Annotated in this window: 18 protein-coding genes; 13 read left to right on the top strand and 5 right to left on the bottom strand. The window is 61.7% G+C overall.

Annotated elements, in window-relative coordinates; genetic code table 11:
* Positions 1-13: 13 nt before the first annotated feature.
* The 4 genes from AC25BC_RS19530 to AC25BC_RS19545 all read left to right on the top strand — a co-directional run bounded on the left by AC25BC_RS19530 (position 14) and on the right by AC25BC_RS19545 (position 3,733).
* Positions 14-799 (top strand): rhomboid family intramembrane serine protease, encoded by a 786-nt coding sequence (locus tag AC25BC_RS19530; RefSeq protein ID WP_012759167.1) that lies wholly within the window; start codon positions 14-16, stop codon positions 797-799.
* Positions 800-986: 187 nt separating this feature from the next.
* Positions 987-1,736: an electron transfer flavoprotein subunit beta/FixA family protein gene (locus tag AC25BC_RS19535; RefSeq protein WP_128408011.1), complete on the top strand. Its 750-nt coding sequence runs from the start codon at positions 987-989 to the stop codon at positions 1,734-1,736.
* A gap of 25 nt (positions 1,737-1,761) precedes the next feature.
* Positions 1,762-2,703 carry an electron transfer flavoprotein subunit alpha/FixB family protein gene (locus AC25BC_RS19540; protein ID WP_487778525.1) on the top strand — a complete coding sequence of 314 codons (942 nt, stop codon included), beginning with the start codon at positions 1,762-1,764 and terminating at the stop codon, positions 2,701-2,703.
* A gap of 148 nt (positions 2,704-2,851) precedes the next feature.
* Complete coding sequence (locus tag AC25BC_RS19545; protein ID WP_012759170.1) at positions 2,852-3,733, top strand: 3-hydroxybutyryl-CoA dehydrogenase; 882 nt, start codon at positions 2,852-2,854, stop codon at positions 3,731-3,733.
* A gap of 49 nt (positions 3,734-3,782) precedes the next feature.
* Here the strand turns inward: AC25BC_RS19545 and tlpA are convergent, their stop codons facing one another.
* The gene (gene tlpA / locus AC25BC_RS19550) at positions 3,783-4,445 is read right to left on the bottom strand and encodes a thiol:disulfide interchange protein TlpA (RefSeq protein ID WP_012759171.1); all 663 of its coding nucleotides are present in this window, start codon (positions 4,443-4,445) and stop codon (positions 3,783-3,785) included.
* Positions 4,446-4,485: 40 nt separating this feature from the next.
* Here tlpA and argH point away from each other — a divergent pair, with 40 nt between their 5' ends.
* From argH to AC25BC_RS19570, 4 genes are all read left to right on the top strand, one after another.
* Positions 4,486-5,889, top strand: a complete 1,404-nt coding sequence (argH, locus tag AC25BC_RS19555) for an argininosuccinate lyase (protein ID WP_128438287.1) — start codon at positions 4,486-4,488, stop codon at positions 5,887-5,889.
* 158 nt (positions 5,890-6,047) lie between these two features.
* Entirely contained in the window at positions 6,048-6,260 is a 213-nt protein-coding gene (gene lptM, locus AC25BC_RS19560) for an LPS translocon maturation chaperone LptM (protein WP_017995323.1), read from the top strand.
* Between the two features lie 11 nt (positions 6,261-6,271).
* Entirely contained in the window at positions 6,272-7,540 is a 1,269-nt protein-coding gene (gene lysA / locus AC25BC_RS19565; protein ID WP_012759174.1) for a diaminopimelate decarboxylase, read from the top strand.
* Positions 7,541-7,705: 165 nt separating this feature from the next.
* Positions 7,706-10,360, top strand: coding sequence for a TIGR02302 family protein (locus tag AC25BC_RS19570; RefSeq protein ID WP_012759175.1), 2,655 nt, complete (start codon positions 7,706-7,708; stop codon positions 10,358-10,360).
* Positions 10,361-10,503: 143 nt separating this feature from the next.
* Here AC25BC_RS19570 and AC25BC_RS19575 read toward each other — a convergent pair whose 3' ends face one another.
* From AC25BC_RS19575 to AC25BC_RS19585, 3 genes are all read right to left on the bottom strand, one after another.
* Positions 10,504-10,863, bottom strand: coding sequence for a response regulator (locus AC25BC_RS19575; RefSeq protein ID WP_012759176.1), 360 nt, complete (start codon positions 10,861-10,863; stop codon positions 10,504-10,506).
* A 168-nt stretch (positions 10,864-11,031) separates the two neighbouring features.
* On the bottom strand, positions 11,032-11,574 hold the full coding sequence (gene hpt / locus AC25BC_RS19580) for a hypoxanthine phosphoribosyltransferase (RefSeq protein ID WP_003543314.1): 543 nt from the start codon (positions 11,572-11,574) through the stop codon (positions 11,032-11,034).
* A 129-nt stretch (positions 11,575-11,703) separates the two neighbouring features.
* Positions 11,704-12,363: a membrane protein gene (locus AC25BC_RS19585; RefSeq protein WP_012759177.1), complete on the bottom strand. Its 660-nt coding sequence runs from the start codon at positions 12,361-12,363 to the stop codon at positions 11,704-11,706.
* Between the two features lie 206 nt (positions 12,364-12,569).
* Between AC25BC_RS19585 and ftsE the strand changes: the two genes are divergently transcribed.
* The 4 genes from ftsE to AC25BC_RS19605 all read left to right on the top strand — a co-directional run bounded on the left by ftsE (position 12,570) and on the right by AC25BC_RS19605 (position 16,117).
* Positions 12,570-13,229 carry a cell division ATP-binding protein FtsE gene (gene ftsE / locus AC25BC_RS19590; RefSeq protein WP_003543317.1) on the top strand — a complete coding sequence of 220 codons (660 nt, stop codon included), beginning with the start codon at positions 12,570-12,572 and terminating at the stop codon, positions 13,227-13,229.
* The gene (locus AC25BC_RS19595; protein ID WP_012759178.1) at positions 13,222-14,235 is read left to right on the top strand and encodes a cell division protein FtsX; all 1,014 of its coding nucleotides are present in this window, start codon (positions 13,222-13,224) and stop codon (positions 14,233-14,235) included. The genes ftsE and AC25BC_RS19595 overlap by 8 nt, the downstream gene beginning before the upstream one ends.
* 73 nt (positions 14,236-14,308) lie before the next feature.
* Positions 14,309-15,019 (top strand): YdcF family protein, encoded by a 711-nt coding sequence (locus AC25BC_RS19600; RefSeq protein ID WP_020487038.1) that lies wholly within the window; start codon positions 14,309-14,311, stop codon positions 15,017-15,019.
* A 300-nt stretch (positions 15,020-15,319) separates the two neighbouring features.
* Positions 15,320-16,117 carry a lysophospholipid acyltransferase family protein gene (locus AC25BC_RS19605; RefSeq protein WP_012759180.1) on the top strand — a complete coding sequence of 266 codons (798 nt, stop codon included), beginning with the start codon at positions 15,320-15,322 and terminating at the stop codon, positions 16,115-16,117.
* A gap of 2 nt (positions 16,118-16,119) precedes the next feature.
* Here AC25BC_RS19605 and AC25BC_RS19610 read toward each other — a convergent pair whose 3' ends face one another.
* Positions 16,120-16,650 (bottom strand): gamma-glutamylcyclotransferase, encoded by a 531-nt coding sequence (locus AC25BC_RS19610; protein WP_128438288.1) that lies wholly within the window; start codon positions 16,648-16,650, stop codon positions 16,120-16,122.
* 51 nt (positions 16,651-16,701) lie between these two features.
* Here AC25BC_RS19610 and AC25BC_RS19615 point away from each other — a divergent pair, with 51 nt between their 5' ends.
* On the top strand, positions 16,702-17,718 hold the full coding sequence (locus tag AC25BC_RS19615) for a DUF2125 domain-containing protein (protein WP_012759182.1): 1,017 nt from the start codon (positions 16,702-16,704) through the stop codon (positions 17,716-17,718).
* Positions 17,719-17,731 lie beyond the last annotated feature (13 nt).

Genomic DNA, 17,731 nt, shown 5'->3' on the forward strand with positions numbered 1-17,731 from the left:
CCGGGGGGCCTTTATGTTCATACCACTTCACGATGCCAATACGCTGAAACATATCAAGGTTCAGTGGGTGACGCTCGCACTGATCGCGCTGAACATCGCGGTCTGGCTTTTGACCAGCCTGGAGAGCGAACAGGCAGCCCAGGCGACGACCGTCGGTCTCGGCTATATCCCGGCGATTGCCTTCGGCCATGCGATGCTGGCGCAGGGGCTCGAAATCGTGCCGGAACCGCTGACCTACCTTACATACGCCTTCGTCCATACCGGCTTCTGGCATTTGGCTGGCAACATGATCTTCCTCTGGGTCTTTGGCGACAATGTCGAGGATGCGATGGGACATCTGCGCTTCCTGATCTTCTATTTCGTTTGCGCGGCCGCCGGCGCGCTCTGCCACGGCCTGCTGACCATGACCTCGGAAGCGCCGCTGGTCGGCGCATCGGGGGCGGTCTCCGGCGTCGTTGCCGCCTATGTCTTGCTGCATCCGCGAGTCAGGGTCTGGGTGCTGGTGTTTTTCCGTGTGCCGTTGCCCCTGCCGGCCTTCGTGCCGCTACTTTTGTGGATCGGGCAGCAGTTCTTCATGCTGGCGATTGCACCCGATGGCGACGTTTCCTGGGGCGCGCATGTCGGCGGCATCCTTGCCGGGGCTTTCCTAATCCTGGTGTTGCGCCGGCCTGGTGTGCCGCTCTTCGACCGGCAGATCGTCACGCCCCGCGCCGTCAGAAACGACCCGGGCGCCGGCCCGGCCATCGCAGCCGGCACGGACGGACGGACGGCGCAGCGATTTCCCTGGGGCCGCCGCTAAACAGCTATATTGACGTGAACGTAAACGTCCATATATTGCCGAAGCAAATCGCCTGCCGGCGTCATGCAAGCGTTGAATTTGGAGGAAAAACGCGTATCCATGTCGCCATTCGACAATCGGAGCGGCGCCCAAGCGCGCATTTTCTAAAAAAGTCTCTGAAGCCAGTTTCTCCTGAAGGAAGGACCCCATGAAGATACTCGTGCCAGTCAAACGGGTTGTCGACTACAACGTGAAGATCCGGGTGAAGCCGGACGGCACGGGTGTCGAGCTTGCCAATGTGAAGATGTCGATGAACCCGTTCGACGAGATCTCGGTGGAAGAAGCGCTGCGGCTGAAGGAAGCCGGCAAGGCCGAGGAAGTGGTGGTGGTGTCGATCGGTCCTGCCAAGGCCGAAGAGACGCTGCGCACAGCACTTGCCATGGGCGCCGACCGGGCGATCCTGGTCGAGACCGACGATCAGATCGAGCCGCTCACTGTCGCCAAGATCTTGAAGGCTGTCGCCGATGCCGAACAGCCGGGGCTGATCATCGTCGGCAAACAGGCGATCGATGACGATTCGAACCAGACCGGCCAGATGCTGGCAGCGCTGATGGGAACCGCCCAAGCGACCTTCGCCTCGAAGATCGAGATCGGTGATGGCAAGGCTCAGGTGACCCGTGAAGTCGATGGCGGCCTGCAGACGATCGAGATCAAGCTGCCGGCGGTGATCACATCAGATCTGCGCTTGAACGAACCGCGTTATGCCTCGCTGCCGAATATCATGAAGGCGAAGAAGAAGCCGCTCGACAAGAAGAGCCCTGATGATTTCGGTGTCGACACCACGCCGCGCCTCAAGGTCTTGAAGACCGAGGAGCCATCGGGCCGCAAGGCCGGCGTCAAGGTCAAGTCGGTCGCCGAACTGATCGACAAGCTTAAAAACGAAGCCGGCGTGCTGTAATCAGCCTGGAACAGGAGCCATCATCATGACCATTCTTCTTCTGGCTGACCACGACAATGCCAGCCTGTCCGATCAGACCGCCAAAACTCTGACGGCAGCAGCCAAGATCGCCAAGGAACAGGCAAGCGATATTCACATCCTCGTCGCCGGCAAAGCTGCCAAGCCTGCCGCCGATGCCGCCGCCAAGCTTGCCGGCGTCTCCAAGGTGCTGCTGGCCGAAAGCGATGAACTCGCCAACAATCTGGCCGAACCGCTGGCCGACCTGATCGTCTCGCTGGCTGGCAGCTACGACACGATCCTGTCTGCCGCCACCTCGGTCGGCAAGAACGTGCTGCCGCGGGTCGCCGCTCTTCTCGATGTCGCCCAGGTCTCCGAGATCATCGAGGTGATCTCGTCAGATACCTTCAAGCGGCCGATCTATGCCGGCAATGCCATCCAGACGGTGCAGGCGAGCGATGCCAAGAAGGTGATCACCGTGCGCACCGCATCCTTCGCCTCTGCACCGGAAGGCGGCTCGGCAACGATCGAGGCGATCCCGGCGGTTTCCGATCCGGGACTGTCGACCTTCGTCAGGGACGCGCTGTCGGCCTCCGACCGTCCGGAACTGACCTCGGCGAAGATCATCATTTCCGGCGGCCGGGCGCTCGGCTCGGCGGAAAAGTTCAGGGAGGTCATCCTGCCGCTTGCCGACAAGCTCGGTGCTGCCGTCGGTGCAAGCCGTGCGGCCGTCGATGCCGGTTATGCGCCGAACGACTGGCAGGTCGGTCAGACCGGCAAGGTGGTGGCGCCGCAGCTCTATATCGCCTGCGGCATTTCAGGCGCCATCCAGCACCTGGCCGGGATGAAGGATTCGAAGGTCATCGTCGCCATCAACAAGGACGAGGAGGCGCCGATCTTCCAGGTCGCCGACTACGGATTGGTCGCCGATCTCTTCGATGTCTTGCCGGAATTGCAAAAGGCGCTCTGACCGCGTCAAATGCTTTTCTTTCGCACTTGCGAATGACTGGAAAATTATCTTTTATCGGGCTACTACTGCTGCCGGGCGATCCTTCGTCCGGCAGTATTGCTAGAAAAATACGGCGGCGCGGGGGCGAATGCCGTGCGGGGGTTTGGAGATGAATGCGGTGTTGAAGAATATTGGTATTATCGGTGCCGGTCAGATGGGCTGCGGCATCGCGCATGTTTCGGCCGCCGCAGGTTATAGGGTTCACATCTACGATCTTTCGCAGGACCGCATCGAATCCGGCCTTGCCACCATTAACGGCAACCTGGCCCGCCTGGTGACGAACGGCAAGATGACCGAAGAGGAGCGCAAGTCGACCTTGTCGCTCATCACAGGCTCGTCGGATGTCAATGATCTCGCTCCCTCCGATCTGGTCATCGAGGCCGCCACCGAGGATGAAACGGTCAAGCGCAAGATCTATACCCAGGTCTGTCCGGTCCTGAAGCCGGAAGCGCTGCTTGCCACCAACACCTCTTCCCTTTCCATCACCCGGCTTGCTGCCGCCACCGACCGCCCCGAGCGCTTCATGGGCATACATTTCATGAACCCGGTGCCTGTCATGAAGCTGGTTGAACTGGTGCGCGGCATCGCCACCGACGAGAAGACCTTTTCCGCCGCCAAGCAATTCGTCGGCACGCTGGAAAAGACCATCACTGTCGCCGAGGATTTCCCGGCCTTCATCGTCAACCGCATCCTGCTGCCGATGATCAACGAAGCGATCTACACGCTCTATGAGGGCGTCGGCACGGTCGACGCCATCGATACGGCGATGAAGCTCGGCGCCAATCATCCGATGGGACCGCTGCAGCTTGCCGATTTCATCGGCCTCGACACCTGCCTTTCGATCATGCAGGTGCTGCATGACGGCCTGGCGGACTCGAAATATCGTCCCTGCCCGCTGCTGGTGAAATATGTCGAAGCCGGCTGGCTCGGACGCAAGTCCGGCCGCGGCTTCTATGACTATCGCGGTGAAGTGCCGGTCCCGACGCGGTAAACTTCTGCTGCGCCCCCTCTTCAGCGAAGGAGGGTGGCCAATCGTGGCTTCAGGACCCGATCGCGCCCTTGATCAGCGCCTTGGCATCCTCGCTGTCCCAGGCGGCCGGCCCGTTCATCGCTGAAATCAGGCATCCCTTGTCATCGATCAGCAGCGTCACCGGCAGCCCCATGGCGAGGCCCGCTTTCTTCAGATTGTTGAACACCGAAATCGTATTGTCGCGATAGAGCTGCAGCGCATCGACGCCGATCTCGGCGAGGAAGGTCTTCGGCTTCTCGTCGTCGCCGCTATCGATATTGACCGGCACCACCTGGAACCTGTCGCTGCCCATCTCCTTCTCGAGCGCGTTCAGCGCCGGCATCTCCTCGCGGCAGGGAACGCACCATGTCGCCCAGAGATTGAGAAGCACGGTCTTGCCGGCGAAATGATCGAGCGTCAGCGGCTTGCCGTCCGGCCCGTTGAAGGAGACTGCAGTAAGCTTGCGCGGCTCGTAGGCGGCGACCATGGCGGCCACCTGCCCTTTCATCAACAGTGTGACGCTGGCGACGCGATCCCTGGCAAGCTTGCATTCGGCTGACGCCGTTTCGCCGCCGCCATTGCCAATCCCCGTCTCCTTCACGTATACCGCTGCCGCACCGGCAACGACACCCGCAACGGCGGCCATCGCGATCCATTTCAGGGATGGCAGCCCGAGGGGTTTTCTTGTCGTCATTTCATTCTCCTGGACATGCATCCTCAAGGCGGACACCTTCATGGCCGACGACACCACGGACACCAAATCCTCCAACCAGATGTGGGGCGGTCGCTTCGCCTCCGGCCCGGACGCGATCATGGAGGAGATAAATGCCTCGATCGGTTTCGACAAGAAGCTATTCGCGCAGGACATCCGCGGTTCGATTGCCCATGCGACGATGCTCGCCCATCAGGGGATCATTTCCGCTGACGATAAGGACAAGATCGTTCACGGGCTAAACACGATCCTGTCAGAAATCGAAAGCGGCAATTTCGAATTCTCGCGCCAGCTCGAAGACATCCATATGAATGTCGAAGCACGCCTGGCGACGCTGATCGGACCGGCCGCCGGCCGGTTGCACACCGCCCGCTCGCGCAATGATCAGGTGGCGCTCGACTTCCGTCTCTGGGTGAAGGAAGAGCTGCAGAAGACCGAGCAGATGCTGACCGGCCTGATCGCGGCTTTCCTCGACCGCGCCGAAGAACATGCCGAAAGCGTCATGCCGGGCTTCACCCATCTGCAGGCAGCCCAGCCCGTTACCTTCGGCCATCACTGCATGGCCTATGTCGAAATGTTCGGCCGCGATCGCTCGCGCGTGCGCCACGCCATCGAACATCTGGATGAAAGCCCGATCGGTGCCGCCGCACTTGCCGGCACCGGCTATCCGATCGACCGCCACATGACGGCCAAGGCGCTCGGTTTCCGCGAGCCGACCCGCAACTCCATCGATACGGTCTCCGACCGCGATTTCGCCATCGAATTCCTGTCGATCGCGGCGATTGCGGGCATGCACCTGTCGCGTCTGGCAGAAGAGATCGTCATCTGGTCGACCCCGCAATTCGGTTTTGTGCGTCTCTCCGACGCCTTCTCGACCGGCTCGTCGATCATGCCGCAGAAGAAGAACCCGGATGCCGCCGAACTGGTGCGCGCCAAGACCGGCCGCATCAACGGCTCGCTGGTGGCGCTGCTGACGATCATGAAGGGCCTGCCGCTCGCCTATTCCAAGGACATGCAGGAAGACAAGGAACAGGTCTTCGACGCCGCCGAGAGCCTGGAACTGGCAATTGCCGCCATGACCGGCATGGTGCGCGACATGACCGTCAACACCGCGCGCATGAAGGCTGCGGCCGGCTCCGGCTATTCGACGGCGACCGATCTTGCCGACTGGCTGGTGCGCGAAGCGGGCCTCCCCTTCCGCGACGCCCATCACGTCACCGGCCGCGCCGTAGCGCTCGCCGAAAGCAAGGGCTGCGACCTTGCCGAGCTGCCGCTCTCCGATCTGCAGGCGATCCATCCCGACATCACCGACAAGGTCTACAACGTGCTGACCGTCGAGGCCTCAGTCGCCAGCCGCAAGAGCTTCGGCGGCACCGCGCCGTCCGAAGTGCGCAGGCAGATCGCCTTCTGGCGCGCCCGCAACTAAGAGATACCAGGCGTGGCGAAAAGCCGCCGCGCCCTTCCTGCGGGGCGCGCAAAGACCGCCAACAATCAGGGTGCACAAGGCGAATAAACTTCGCTATGAAGATGTCCATCATCCGATATGAATGATGTCCATCGTTCGGTACGAATGATGCCCGTCACATGCCGCAGAAGAGGATATCCATGAAGAGCTTGCCGCACCTCGTCCGCCTGACGGCGGTTCTCGCCGTCATCGGCCTTGCCGTTGCCGGATGCGGGCGCAAGGGCGACCTCGATCCGCCGAGCGCTGCGGCAACCAAGGAAGGCGACGTTTCCAAGCCGACGAAACGGCCGGGAACCGTCGACAAGCCCTTCCTTCTCGATCCCCTTCTTTAAGGCATAAATCCGTGAACCATTTCGAGTACCGCGACGGCGTCCTTCATGCGGAGAACGTCCCCGTTCCCGAGATCGCCAAGGCGGTCGGCACCCCTTTCTACGTCTACTCCACCGCGACGCTGGAGCGCCATTACCGCGTCTTTTCGGAAGCCTTCGCCGACATGGACTCCATGGTCTGCTATGCGATGAAGGCGAATTCGAACCAGGCGGTGCTGAAGACGCTGGGCCGCCTCGGCGCCGGCATCGATGTCGTCTCTGAGGGCGAACTGCGCCGCGCGCTTGCCGCCGACATTCCAGCGAGCCGCATCATGTTCTCAGGTGTCGGCAAGACGCCGTCCGAGATGGATTTCGCCCTCGAAGCCGGTATCTACTGTTTCAACGTCGAATCCGAGCCCGAGCTCGAGATCCTCAATCAGCGCGCCGTCAGCGCGGGCAAGAAAGCGCCGGTCTCCTTCCGCATCAACCCTGATGTCGATGCGAAGACGCATTCCAAGATCTCGACCGGCAAGAAGGAAAACAAGTTCGGCATCTCCTGGGAGCGCGCCCGCGCCATCTATGCCCATGCCGCCAAGCTGCCGGGCATCGAGGTCACCGGCATCGACATGCATATCGGCAGCCAGATCACCGAATTGCAGCCCTTCGACGACGCCTTCAAGCTGCTGCACGACCTTGTCGCGACGCTGCGCGCCGACGGCCACACCATCCATCACGTCGATATCGGCGGCGGCCTCGGTATCCCCTACAAGGACGACAACAATCCGCCGCCGCTGCCGGACGCCTATGCGGCAATCGTCAAGAACCAGCTGCGCGGTCTAAACTGCAAGATCATCACCGAACCCGGACGCCTGATCGTCGGCAATGCCGGCATCCTCGTGACCGAGGTCCTCTATGTGAAGGATGGCGGCGAAAAGACCTTCGTCATCGTCGACGGCGCGATGAACGATCTCATCCGCCCGACGCTTTACGAGGCCTATCACGAGATTCGGCCGGTAACGATTTCGGCGGCCAACGCGCCGCGCATCCGCGCCGATGTCGTCGGCCCCGTTTGCGAGACCGGCGACTATCTGGCGCTCGACCGCGAGATGGCGATGCCGAAGCCCGGCGACCTGATGGCCGTCAGCACCGCCGGCGCCTACGGCGCAGTCCAGGCCGGCACCTATAACAGCCGGCTGCTGGTGCCCGAAGTTCTGGTCAGGGGCAGCGATTTCCACACGATTCGACCGCGTAGAACCTATGCCGAACTGATCAGCCTCGACTCCGTTCCGGCCTGGCTCGACTGAACAAGCCATCACTTTTTGGCGAATAAACGTGAAAAGCCGGTATTGCCGGCCGCTCGCCCTCGCCTTCGCCACAAAGAGTGTTATCCTTTCGTTCATGAGCGTATTGCCCTGCAATCGCCGGAAGCGCCCTCTGTTCCAGAACGCCAGATCGCGGAGACCGGACCGATGACAAGCCCATCGAGGCAGAAGAAAGGCGCATTTGCCTACCGTCCCTCGCTTGCCCGGCTCGTGACGACGAAACGACTGCTGGCGCGAATCGTGCTCTTTTTCGAGCAACTGCTGCCTCCTTTGATGCCGGTACTGTCCGTCATCGCCTTTTATCTCTCTGCCTCCTGGTTCGGCCTCTTCCGCAGCGTGCCGGACTGGCTGCGCATTCTGCTGCTCATCGCCTTTGCCGCCGCTTTTCTCATTTCGCTCCTCCCCTTCCGCACCCTGCGCTGGCCGAGGATCGCAGAAGCCGACCGCATGCTGGAGGAGCGCAACGGTCTGCCGCACCAGCCGGTCACCGTCCAGGAAGACGAGCCGGCCTTCGATACGCCCTTCGGCCGGGCGCTCTGGCGCGAGCACCAGGCGCGCATGGCCGAAAAGATCGCAGCGCTTGATACCGGACTGCCGCGGCCTGATATCGCCGCGCATGACCGTTTCGCGTTGCGCGCCGTCCCGGCGCTGCTGCTCGTCACGGCCTTCGGTTATTCACTGTCGATCAACGGCGGCTCGATCCGCGACGCATTGCAGGCAGCACCCGAGCAGGTGGTCAGCGATCCGGCAGTGCGCATCGACGCCTGGGTGACGCCGCCTTCCTATACCGGCCGAGCCCCGATCTATCTGACGGCCGACGGCAGCGAGCAGGCGCCGATCGGCATTCCGCAGTTTTCAGGCCTCACCGTCCGCGTCAGCGGCGGAAAGACCGCCGAAAAGGTCGTGTTCCGCAAGGCGAACGGCGAGGCCCAGGATATTGCCGTGCAGGCGGATACCAAGCCGCAGCAGACGGCGGCATCAGGCAGCGAGCAGCAGACAGCAGCCCCGGCCAGCCAGGCTCTCGTCGCCCAGACGCATATGATGAAGCTCCAGGAGAACGGTGCACTCGAGGTCAACGGCCGCCGCTGGAGCTTCGACGTGCTCCCCGACAAGGCGCCGGAGATTGCCTTCGACGGTTTGCCGAAGCCCAGCGTCAACGGCGCGCTCGAAATCGGTTTCACCGTCAAGGACGATTACGGGGTCCAGGAGGCGCATGCCGAGATCGTCCCCGTCGAAACCGATCCGACGGCAACGCCGCTCTATCCGCTGCCGGAATACCGGCTGGATATTCCCCGCCGCAACGCCCGCGACGCCAAGGGCGTGACCAGCCGGAACTTGACCGAACATCCGCTTGCCGGCAAGCGCGTGCGCATCACCCTCGTCGCCAAGGATGCCGCCGGCCAGACCGGCCGCAGCCCGCCGCATGAGATGGTGCTGCCGTCGCGGCCCTTCAACGAGCCGCTTGCCGCGGCCGTAGCTGAGGAGCGGCAGGTTTTCGCGCTCGATACGCGCAAGATGCCGCAGGCAATCGCCCTGAACGAGGCGCTGACTATCCGCCCCGAGGAGACGATCCCCAAGCTTACCAACTACTTGCTGCTCGAATCCGCCCTGACGCGCATGAAGCTCGCCAGGGGCGAGGATGCGCTGAAGGATACGGCCCAATATCTCTGGGAAATCGCCCTCGGCATGGAGGACGGCGATCTATCGCTCGCCGAGCGCAAGCTGCGCGAAGCCCAGCAGAAGCTTGCCGACGCGTTGGACCGCAACGCTCCCGACGCGGAGATCAAGGAGCTGATGGACGAGCTGCGCAAAGCGATGCAGGACTATATGACCGAGCTCGCCCAACGCATGCAGAACGCGCCGATGCAGCCGAACCAGAACGCGCAGAATATCCTGCGTCAGCAGGACCTGGAACGGATGATGGACCAGATCGAAAATCTCGCCCGCTCCGGCAATCGTGACGCCGCCCAGCAGATGCTGTCGGAATTGCAGCGGATGATGAACAACCTGCAGGCGGGCCGCCCGCAGCGAGGTCAGCAGGGCCAGGAAAACAGCGAGGCCCGCAAGCAGATCGACAAGCTCGGTGAGATCCTGCGCGACCAGCAGAAGCTGATGGAACAGACCTTCCGGCTCGACCAGCAGCTCAGGGACCGCATGCAGCGCGGCGAGCCTGACATGGGCGAGAACGATCCGCTGCTCGACGAGATGAACCCCGGAGAGAACGGCGAGCCGCGGGATCAACAGCAGGGCCAGCAAGGCAAAGAAGGCCAGCAGCCCTCCGACCAGATGACGGCCGAGCAGCTGCGGGAGGCGTTGAAACAGCTGCGCGCCCAGCAGGATGCGCTCGGCAAGCAGCTCGGCGAATTGCAGAAGAGCCTCGGCGAGATGGGCATGAAGCCCGGCCCCGGCTTTGGCCAGGCGCAGCGCGAAATGGAAGGCGCCGGCCGAGAACTCGGCCAGGGACGTGGCCAACCGGCCGTCGAGGGCCAGGGCCGCGCCCTGGAAGCGCTTCGCCAGGGCGCCCGCGACATGATGAACCAGATGATGCAGGCGCAGCAGGGCCAGCAGGGTCAAGGTCCGAACGGCCAGGTGGGCCAGGGCGACCAGAACGGCCGCGACCCGCTCGGCCGGCCGCGCCGCCCCCAGGGGCCGGAGTTCGGCGACAACAGCGTGAAGGTGCCTGACGAAATCGACGTTCAGCGGGCGCGAGAAATCCTTGACGCGATCCGCGAAAAGCTCGGCAACAATCCGCCGCAGGAAATGGAACGGCGCTATCTCGAACGACTGCTGGACATCCAGTAGGCCACTCACCGCAACGCGATCAACAGCAGGCGCGTTAGAACAAATTCACTCCAGGCCGAACCGGCCTGGAATCTGAATCGTGATCTCAATCAAAGAAATGGAGCATGATTTCGCTCCAAATCACGCCTTTTGGTATCCTGGCTCTAAGCGACAAGCGCTCGGGCGACAGCCTTGCGGATCTCGGGAAGCGCGAATGGCTTGGCGACGACATCGATGATCTTTTCGGCAAGATCGTCGGCCCGTTCGCGCTGTTCGGCATAGCCGGTCATCAGCAGGATTTTCAAACTGGGAAAAGCGTCTTTTGCCTGATGGGCGAGTTCAATGCCGTCCATCACCGGCATGCGGATATCTGAAAGCAGCAGATCGTAGACCCCGTCCTTGAGCTTCTCCAGCCCCTCGGCCCCATCGGCCGCCTCATCGGTTTCGTGGCCATCAAGCCGCAGGGCCCGGGCCACGAAGGACCGCAGGGAGTCCTCGTCTTCCGTAATCAGAATTCTTGCCATATGTGCATCGCTCCGTATCAGCCCCGCGACGGAAATCACCAGACTTTCCTTTTCGATCGGTAAAGATGAGGAAGCGATGGACGAGATGGTTAACAACCCGTCTCGAACGGCAAAGTAGCGCAACGGGTCTTTCAGACGCGCAAAAGCGCTGCAACACTTTGCAGTCGCTCAGGCGTCCCCGGTCACCACGCCGACGAAGGGCAGTTCGCGAAAGGCATAGGCGACATCCATGCCATAGCCGACGACAAAATAGTCAGGGCATTCGAAGCCGACATAGTCGGCCTCCAGCTTTTCCTTGCGCTTGACGCGCTTGTCGAGCAGCACGGCGATCGTGACGTTGCGCGCACCACGCTCGAAAAGCAGTTCCTTGGCAAAGAGCAGCGTCCGGCCGGATTCAAGGATATCGTCGATCAGCAGGACGTCGCGGCCATGCACGTCGCTGTCGATATCCTTGACGATGCGCACGCCCTGCGAAACTGTGCCGATGCCGTAACTCGACAGCGTGATGAACTCGACCTCCGGGGCAAGCCCGCTGTCATGCAGGGCCCGGATCAGATCGGCGGCGAAAATGAATGAGCCCTTGAGCACGGCGATGACGAGCAGGTCCTTGGTCGGGCCGCTGGCGATCTCCCGCGCCATCGAATGATTGCGTTCGGCAATCTGCTCGGCGGTGAAGAGCGGCTCGATGTTTTTTCCGCGCACGACAGGCATAAGGGCTTGCTCCATGAAAAAGAAGGTAAGCCGTTAGCACATATGCGAGCTTGAAACAGCCTCGCCGGCTATGAAATTAGCGCGATTGGCACGACCTGTGGCGCGAAAGTCGGCCCATCCCGTGTCCTGTTACGTCTGTGGCAGGAAGGAAAGCCGGACCTCCGGCATCTTTCCGCCGGCATGCTGCACGCGAGCCGAGAAGCCCCGGCTTTGGCCGCCATAGATCACATCGGCCGGCGGGTTGATGACGATGCTTGCGGTCAGCCGCTCGTCGGTCACGAGATCGGCACGGATCGGATGCACCGTCTGCGTCGTGCCGCTGTCGTTTTCGATGATGCCGTTGATGACCAGCACGCGCATGCCGTTCGCATCACGCGGCGTCACCGTGACATGGGTGAAATGCAGCGACGCTCCGGACGTGGCTCGCTCGCCGGAAACGCCGGAAAAGCCACCCGTTAGCCCGAAGACAAGCACGACGAGCGCCAGCACCAGCGCTGCGAAGCTCCGCATCGACGCGCGCTGCAGCCAGGATTCCGCGGTCTGCAGAACGGAATTCGCGATTGCCAGCATGAACGGCGGCGGTGCAGCGTTTGCGGCAGCCATACGCTTGCGGTTGTCGTTATAGGTCCTTGCATTGAATTCCCTGGGCCGAACTTTGCCGAGGGTGACGAATTCGGCGTCGGAGATATCGGCAGGACGCGCAGAGCGGTACTGACGGTTGGCAGGTTCCGGCGGCAGGAAATCATAGGCCTGGCCCGGCGTCCGGCGACTGAAGGAGGATGCTTCCATGGTGGCTGCCTCGCAGATGTCCACATGGTTTCGCTGCCAGGGGAAATCTTGGCATTGAAACGAATCCTGCTCAGTCGTAAATTTTAATGGTTAATGCTTCGCAAAGATCGCCATCAAACGGGCGTCTTTCCAGCAAAATTTACCGGCTGTTAACGGTGTTGGTTAACAAGTCGTGCGGTGAAACCCACAACAGACTGAGTTGCCCGTTGATCCACTTCGAGAATGTCGGTTTGCGCTATGGCATGGGCCCGGAAATCCTCCGGGACCTGACCTTCGACATTCCGAAGAAATCCTTTCAGTTCCTGACAGGCCCATCGGGCGCCGGCAAGACGTCGCTGCTGCGGATGCTTTTCATGTCGCTGCAGCCGACGCGCGGCCTGATCCGCATGTTCGGGCGCGACATTTCCGAAATCCCCCGCCCTGAACTGCCGCTTCTGCGCCGCCGCGTCGGCATCGTCTTCCAGGATTTCCGCCTCCTCGACCATCTCACCACCTATGAGAATGTCGCTTTGCCCTTACGGGTGCGTGGCAAGGATGAGAGCTCCTACAAGACCGATGTCCTCGAACTTTTGAAATGGGTCGGCCTCGGCGAACGCATCAACGTGCTGCCGCCCGTGCTCTCCGGCGGCGAGAAACAGCGCGCCGCAATCGCCCGGGCGCTGATGGACCGGCCGGAAGTGCTGCTGGCCGACGAGCCGACTGGCAATGTCGATCCGCCGATGGCCAAGCGCCTGCTCAATCTTTTCCTCGAGCTGAACCGACTCGGCACGGCGGTGGTGATCGCCACCCATGACCTGGCGCTGATGGAACAGGTGGAAGCCCGCCGCATGATCCTCTCAGAGGGGCATCTCGATATCTATGACTGAGCCCCCGTCCAGAAACCCCGAGAAGGCGTCTGCCAAGACCCAGCAGAAGCGGCCGGAATTGCGCGTGCGTCCGACTGCGCCGATCCTGCCGCCTTCGAACATCCAGGGCAGCGCGTTGATGGTGGTGATCTCAATCATGGCCTTTCTTGCCTGCCTGACGCTCGGCGGCGTCAGCATGGTGCGCTCGACGGCGGCCAGCTGGGAGAGCCAGATCTCCCGCGAGATCACCATTCAGATCAAGCCGGACGACAATCTCGACATGGAGAAGGCGCTCACCCAGGCGCGCGACCTGGCGCTGACCTTCGTCGGCACCAAAAGCGGCCAGATCGTCGACGAGGCGGCGACCGCCCGCCTGCTCGAACCGTGGCTCGGCCCCGGTCTCGATCTCAAGGATCTGCCCGTTCCCCGTCTCGTCATCATCACCATCGATGAGAGCAATCCACCGGATTTCGATTCGATGCGGGCGCTGCTCAAGGACAGTATCCCGCAGGCGAGCCTCGACGATCACCGCACCTGGGTCGACCGGCTGGTGTCCATGGCGCACACGACTGTCATGATCGGCACCGGCATCCTGCTGCTGGTTTTCACGGCGATGGTGCTCACGGTCGTCTTCGCCACGCGCGGCGCGCTGTCGGGCAATCGTCACGTCGTCGAAGTGCTGCATTTCGTCGGCGCCGAAAGCTCCTTCGTCGCCACCGAATTTCAGAAGCATTTCCTGAAGATCAGCCTCAAGGGCTCGGCGATCGGCAGCGCGCTTGCCGCTCTCTTCTTCGCTAGCGCCGGTTTCTGGCAGAGCCGCACCCTCGCCACCCCGGAAACGGACCAGGCGACCGCGCTCTTCGGCACCTTCTCCGTCGGCGTGCTCGGTTATGCCGGCATCTTCGCGACGATGATCGTCATCGCACTCCTGACCACCTTCACCGCGCGGCTGACCGTCATGCGGACGATCTACGAAATCGATACACTACGCTCAGACCCGACACGCACCGACGGCATCGGAAGTTGATCGTGACCGTGCCGTTTTGCCATGAAAGCGTCTGTTCCGCGCCGCAATCAGCGTATAATCACGATTCATGACGATGGGACACACGACACCCAACCCGATTCATCAGGACCCGGAGCTTGATCGCCCGGCGGGTCTGCCGCCGCGACGCGGGCCAATCCGCCGCCTGCTGCGCTGGGGCGGCTTTGCCTGCTTGCTGGCAATCGCCCTGGTATTCGGCGGTTTTCTGCGTTTCGCCGATTCCGTGACGACGCTGAAGCCCCCGGCCGAGCCGAAGGCGGATGCCATCGTGGTCCTGACGGGTGGTTACCAGCGCATCGACCAGGCCGTGGAGCTGCTGCAGAAGGGGGCAGGCAAGCGCTTGCTCATTTCCGGCGTCCACCCGACGACGACGCCGGCACAGATCCGCAAGATGACGCAGGGTTCGGCCGATCTCTTCTCCTGCTGTGTCGATATCGGCTACGATGCGATCGACACGATCGGCAATGCCGAGGAAGCTTCGAACTGGATCCACACCAAGGGATACCGCAGCGTTCTGATCGTCACCAACAACTATCACATGCCCCGAAGCCTCGCCGAACTCTCCTATGTCGATCCCGACATCGAATTCATCGCTTATCCCGTGGTCAATTCGGATTTGAAGAGCCGCAACTGGTTCACCGATCCGAATGCGATGCGCGTGATGCTGGCCGAATATGTGAAAGTGTTGCTGACCGGGGCCCGCAACATCACCGGCTTCGGCCGCCACACCGGCTTGCGCTCGGCAAATGCGTCCGGCCAACAATAGAGCACCGCGCGTCTGATAGAACGCGCTACGGACGCTCCGTCTTCTTGTTTTGCGCAATCCGGACGCAAAACCACTATGCACTTTTGCCGGAATTTCTTCAGAGCATGATGCCGAAAAGTGTGAGCGGTTTTCGGACGACATCATGCTCTAACTTTATAATGTAGAACAGGATTCAGATTTTAGGCCGAACAGGCCTAAATCATCCTGTTCTAGGCTTTTACATCAGGGCGTCATCAAACGCTTTTTATGGCGGGCAATATCGTGTAGGCCGGTCGCGTGAGCATGCCTCGGGAAAGTTTCATGATCGCCCTGCGTTCCGTTCTCTTCAACACGATCTTCTACGCCAACCTCATCATCCGGATGATCGTGCTCTCGCCCTACTATTTCGTCGTGCCGCGCAAGATCGCCTATGCGATCCCGAAGAACTGGGCGCGCTCCAACCACTGGCTGATGCGGGTGATCGTCGGCACCACCTTCGAGATCGAGGGACTGGAGAACCTGCCTGATGGCAGCTACATCCTGGCGCCGAAACATCAGTCCTTCTGGGATACCTACGCGCTGCTGCCCTGGCTGAAGGATCCGGTCTACATCCTGAAGCGCGAGCTTATGTGGATTCCGCTCTTCGGCTGGTATGCGAAGAAACAGCGTATGATCCCGGTCGATCGCGGCGCCCGCGGCAAGGTGATGGTGGAAGTGCTGAAACGCACGAAGGAGGAACTGTCGACCGGCCGCCAGCTCATCATCTATCCCGAGGGCACCCGCCGCCCGCCAGGCGCAGAGCCGCTCTATAAATACGGCATCGCCCGCATGTACCGCGATCTTAACCTCCCTGTCGTGCCGGTTGCCATGCATCCCGGTCTGTTCTGGCCGCGGCGGAGCATTCGACGTTATCCCGGCCATTTCAAGGTGAAGATTCTGCCGCCGATCATGCCGGGAATGGATCCGGACGCCTTTTTCGCCCATCTGATCGAGGTATCGGAGCGGGCAAGCGACGAGCTTCTGCTCGAAACCGTCGCGCGAAATCCGCATCTGCCGCTCCCGCCGACGGCGGTCGAAAGGCTGGTCGAGCTGCGCAAGCTGAACGCGGCAACTGGCTGAGATCAGGCGGCGCGCAGCCGCTCCACTTCGTTGACGACCTGCTCCAGCCAATGGTCGCGAATGCCCATCTGCTTCAGATGCGTCAGCGTGTTGAAGATATAGGCATCATTCGGACCTGACTGGCCGTTTGCTTCGTTCACCACCCGTGCCGCCGCAAGCGCATCGAGCGCGCCGGCATATTGTTCATGCTCGCGGTCGATGATGTAGGCGACCGCTTCGACCCGACGCCGGCCGGCAAGCTGCAGCCGCACCCGGCGCTCCAGGTAGACATTGGTGACCAACTCGCGGGCGCGGAGATAATCGATCACCTCATCCCATTTTTCCGGCGAAATGCGGAAAGCCATGCCGCGGCAGGCGCCACCCCTGTCGAGGCCGAGAACCAGGCCCGGATTGTCGCGGGTACCACGATGGACAAAGGAGCGGACGCAGAGCGAACGCCTGTAGCCGTAGACTAGGGCCTCTGCCCGCTCCATGAACTCGAAGCCCGGATTCCACATCAGCGAACCGTAGCCAAATACCCAAAATTCGTCCATATCGCACGCCAGACCGGGAATCACATTTGCGATTCACCATTGGAGAACATCATGGCAGCGTCAAGCCAATCCGGCAGCAGCCAATCCGGCAGCGGTAAGAAATTCTGGTTGCTGGGTGGAGGCGTCCTCCTGGTGATTGCGCTTTATACCGGCGGCTGGTTCTATGCGGCCTCGGCGCTGAAGAACACAGTGCTGAAAGCGATCGCGCCGCGCGACCAGGCAGGCGTCAGCGGCGAATGCTCCGATATCGAATTTCGCGGCTATCCCTTCCGTATCGGCCTGTTCTGCTCCAAGATCGACGTCGACGACAATGTCAACGGCGTCTCCGCCACCTTCGGCGCGCTGCGCTCGGCAGCACAGGTCTACGCGCCCGGCAATATCGTCTGGGAACTCGATTCTCCGGCAGAGATCCGCACCAGCAACGGCCTTTCGATCTCGGCCCAATGGACGAACCTGCAGGCGAGCCTTACGACGAGGCTGCAGGGCATCGACCACAGCTCGACCGTAATCGAGGGTCTGAAGGCGATGGCCTTCTCCTCCTACACCGGCCAGACCATGAGCTTCGATGCCGCTCGCACCGAAATCCACCTGCGCCAGAATGGTGCTGATCTCGACGGTGCGATTTCCGTGCAGGACGCCAACGCGGCGATCAAGGACTGGCCGCAGATCTTCCCGAAATTCTCGGCGAGCATCGATCTGACCGTCGCCGGCAAGGCCGGCCTGATCGACGGCAGTGACCGGAACGGCCTCAATGGCGCCACCGGCGACCTGCGCCGCATCGTCGCCGACATCGGTGACGGCAAGGTGATGACGCTCACCGGCCCCTTCTCCTTCGACGAGCAGGGCTTGCTTTCGGGAAAATTCAAACTGGAGATCGAACAACTCGGCCCTTGGGGGGACAGCCTGAAACAGGCCTTTCCGGATATCGCCTCGACCGTCAACACGGCGACGAAGCTGCTGAAATCGCTTGCCGGCGGCGGCGACAAGGTCTCCGTCGATCTCGTCGTCAATCGCGGCAATGCCACCGTCAGCGGTTTCATCCCGCTCGGCCGCATTCCACCGATCTGATGCATCCCCCCAA

It is taken from the genome of Rhizobium sp. WSM409, assembly GCF_057653825.1.